The sequence below is a fragment of the Vibrio sp. 1S139 genome (assembly GCF_041439475.1).
Classification (GTDB): domain Bacteria; phylum Pseudomonadota; class Gammaproteobacteria; order Enterobacterales; family Vibrionaceae; genus Vibrio; species Vibrio crassostreae_C.
Map to the genome: position 1 here is coordinate 1 of NZ_JBGOOD010000141.1, position 2629 is coordinate 2629.

Sequence of the window (2629 nt, forward strand, 5' to 3'; positions counted from 1 at the left end):
GCCGCGAAGAACGCACGAATTATATGGTCGCTTTTACACAATCAAACCGAATATGAAAACTATGCTGCTTAAGTAGAAACCTAAGCAGCATAGAGAGTTAAACCCACCGGGTCATTGCAGACGCTAATGATGGAGATAGGTTAAGACCACTTGCGGAGAGCCTGTTAATGCGGCGGACACACTAGATGTCATCTAACGAATAAGGCACCGCAGTCGCGCAAAGTCATCAGGGCCACGACGTATGCGAATCGTCGATAAGTAGGCCGAATGTAGAGCGGCAGTCCAAAACCCATCAACATAAGTTTAGCGGATGTTTGACAACCGGGGGAATCCATGTAGCCTCATTAAGCGGACAAAAATGGTTGGCTAAAATCGCGAAGCGACGGCCAACTGTTTTTGTTCCGTTTAAATGACTTGTTGAACGAAGCCGCTACGCGGCAGAGTAAAACGAGTGCAAACCATACTCTTGTAACACCATCACCCTGATGGTCGTTCACAGGAGTAACCCCATGAAACCCGATGACTTAAAACGCTACAACGCCCTTTATGAACAACACCTTACCAACCTAAAGCTGCAAGGTAAACGACCTGCGACGATCGATGCCTATTCCCGTGCGGTTCGTCGGATCACCGCTCATTTCGACCGAGCCCCTGATACATTAACGACCTCTGACCTCAAACAGTTCTTCGCGTCTCTTATTCAAACCCATTCGTGGAGCACCATAAAACTCGATCGTAATGGCTTGCAGTTTTTCTATCGCTACACGCTCGATAAACAGTGGGAATGGCTCAATATCGTCAAGCCGCCACAAGTAAAACGACTGCCCGACATACTGACACCGCAACAAGTCAGCTCGCTGATTAGCCACACTCGACAGACACGTTATCAAGTGTTTTTTCTTACTCTGTACAGCATGGGGTTGCGCCTTGGTGAAGGACTGAACCTCACGGTTCACGATATCGACAGCCAAACAATGCGTGTCCACATACGGGAAGGAAAAGGCGGAAAAGACCGAATGGTGCCGCTTCCGCTGCGAACGCTTAAAGCTCTTCGCGTGCATTGGCTTACCCATAAGCACCCTTACTACTTATTCCCTGGCCTTGGTACATGTCGCGACACCCCCATGGATCGTGGCGGTATTCAAAAAACCATGAAACTTGTACTCAAAGAGTGCGGAATCCAAAAACACGCCAGCCCCCACTCACTTAGACATTGCTTCGCGACGCACTTACTTGAGCAAGGGTTAGACCTGCGTTCACTGCAAACGCTACTGGGTCATGCAAGCCTTAATACCACGGCTCGTTACACCCGAATGACTACGCTAAAACAACGCGATGCGGCAATGGCCATCAACCATTTAACTAATGCTCTAGACTTAACGTGGAGCATTACATGAGTACCTTTATTGAACTGCTTCGCCAACATCACTCTGCGCTTAAACGTCACGATTATGCGCAGATGAATGGCGATATGCATCGAGCCATTGGGGCGATGCTCCGTTGCAAAACAGAGCAACAAGGTCGCTCACAATGGTTCTGCAGTCACTGTCATCACGATGACCGATTACCGCTTTCTTGTGGTCATCGTCATTGCCCTCAGTGCCAACAACGCACCACCGCTGATTGGCTTCAACGTCAGCAGCAAAAGCGGTTACCTATTCACTATTTCATGGTGACCTTCACTTTGCCGTATCAACTAAGGGTCTTAGCAAGACATCAACCTAAAGCGATATATAACGGTATGTTTAAGGTGGCATCAGGGGTATTAAAGGATTTTGCTAACCGACAACGGCAAGGTGAACTTGGTTTTACCGCCGTGTTGCATACTCACAGCCGACAACGAAACTTGCACCCACATCTGCACATTATCGTGGCGGCAGGCCAATACGACGCGTCGAGGCAAACGTGGCACAAAGGCAACAAGCATTACCTCTTCAACGCGTTTGCTTTGGCCAAAGTATGGCGAGCAAGAATGCTAGAGGCCATTAATCAACACCCAACGTTGTGGTTGCCGAGTGGCATACCCAAACAATGGGTGGTCGATTGCAGACAAGTGGGATACGGTCAGGCTGCGTTGAGCTATTTGGCTCGCTATCTCTATCGTGGTGTGCTGCCTGATGAAGACATCATCAGTATCACAGATGATACTGTCACCTTCCGCTATAAAGAGAGCCAGACCAATGCATGGCGAACGCGCACCTTGCCCACTCTGAAGTTCTTACTGCTCATTTTGCAGCACGCGTTGCCCAAAGGGTTGCAGCGAGTACGAGATTACGGTTTTTTACGTGGTCAAGCACACGCCTTAAGAGCCCGCATTCAACTGTTGTTATTGAACTTGCTCTATATAATGCCGCCGCTAACCGCACCGATAAGAACCAAAGCAATACGAGTATGCCCTTGCTGTCAGCATCAGATGGCGTGTGTTGGAGTTAGTCGACCCATCTAGCCGAAAGGCATTGATAACAAGGAGAATGGCATTGACGAGAGCAGAGGAGATGTAACGACGAAAGAAACGAAAAATAGCTAACTGATTGATATGATTGCTATCGCAACCTTATCTTAGCTTCGCTCGCTTTGAGAAAAGCCTCAAAGCGATGTGCCCTTCAAGTTCAATCGTACAATTTACTTA

Annotated in this window: 2 protein-coding genes; both read left to right on the forward strand. The window is 48.4% G+C overall.

What is annotated here, in order from left to right; genetic code table 11:
* Positions 1-509: 509 nt before the first annotated feature.
* Positions 510-1397 (forward strand): tyrosine-type recombinase/integrase, encoded by an 888-nt coding sequence (locus ACED46_RS21720; protein WP_371722434.1) that lies wholly within the window; start codon positions 510-512, stop codon positions 1395-1397.
* Positions 1394-2446: a transposase gene (locus ACED46_RS21725; protein ID WP_371708479.1), complete on the forward strand. Its 1053-nt coding sequence runs from the start codon at positions 1394-1396 to the stop codon at positions 2444-2446. The genes ACED46_RS21720 and ACED46_RS21725 overlap by 4 nt, the downstream gene beginning before the upstream one ends.
* Positions 2447-2629: the final 183 nt, after the last annotated feature.

Bases quoted from the DNA above. Each gene is read 5' to 3' on its own strand.
- ACED46_RS21720 (WP_371722434.1), top strand. From the start codon at position 510: ATGAAACCCGATGACTTAAAACGCTACAACGCCCTTTATGAACAACAC.
- ACED46_RS21725 (WP_371708479.1), top strand. From the start codon at position 1,394: ATGAGTACCTTTATTGAACTGCTTCGCCAACATCACTCTGCGCTTAAA.